The organism is Litoribacterium kuwaitense (assembly GCF_011058155.1).
Classification (GTDB): domain Bacteria; phylum Bacillota; class Bacilli; order Bacillales; family DSM-28697; genus Litoribacterium; species Litoribacterium kuwaitense.
Map to the genome: position 1 here is coordinate 1 of NZ_JAALFC010000118.1, position 434 is coordinate 434.

A 434-nucleotide genomic window follows, 5' to 3' on the forward strand; every position below is an offset into this window, starting at 1 on the left:
CATTATACGACAACTAAGTCTATTTGACATGCATGAATTATATGAGATGGAGCCTTCCAATCATTTTGAGGCTGTCTTTTCAGCCCTTAATCTGAATCCTATCTGGGCTTTACTAGAAAAGCCCAATAAACTGGGTGCCCCAAGAGAGTTAAACTATGGCGCCATGGTCTATTCACTGATCGCTCGTGTGGTGGAGCGTATCGTGACAATGAAAGACCTCGTCAAACGGTTAAAAACGTGATCCTATCTTTCGATATGACTGTGGGTTTCTTCACTCTGATCAAATTCCATCCGAGGCATCCTATTCGCGCATGCTTAGTGTGATCAGCGAATCAGATGTGATGGAACAGATCCATGATGAACTGGTTCTGCTTGCCATCGACGAAGGACATATCAGCGAAGAAAACATTGCCATCGATGCGACGCATTTTGAG

At 44.0% G+C, this 434-nt stretch carries 1 pseudogene; it reads left to right on the top strand.

Annotated elements, in window-relative coordinates:
- Position 1 precedes the first annotated feature (1 nt).
- Positions 2–434, top strand: a pseudogene (locus G4V62_RS21060) (transposase); the annotation flags it as partial.